1 protein-coding gene is annotated in these 269 nt (G+C 41.3%); it reads left to right on the top strand.

The genetic code is table 11. From position 1 onward, the window contains the following. On the top strand, positions 1 to 269 hold a 269-nt coding region (locus C1E99_RS14835; protein WP_161951226.1), incomplete at both ends, for a hypothetical protein.

The following is a 269-nucleotide window of genomic DNA, read 5'->3' as shown; positions in this document are numbered from 1 at the left end:
CCTGCATGAGTACAGGTCTTACAGCGCTTGCCCCTGTTGTTAGCGCCAATACATCTGAATCAAATACTTACGTAAAATATAATACAAAAGAGACGGTTACTTACCGTCGCAGCTCAGCTGTGGATGTGACATTATCACAAAAAACAGGTATTCCAGGTGCACGAGTAGAGGTAAAACTAAAACAGAAATATGCAGAAGCACCAGATGTTTACTTCATTTTGGGTGAAAACTATGTTATCCCACTCGATCAAACACCATCTGGCGACTAT

The organism is Streptococcus suis (assembly GCF_002964045.1).
Classification (GTDB): domain Bacteria; phylum Bacillota; class Bacilli; order Lactobacillales; family Streptococcaceae; genus Streptococcus; species Streptococcus suis_U.
The sequence above is the reverse complement of the archived record's forward strand: the minus strand, read 5'-3'. Positions and strand labels throughout refer to the sequence as shown.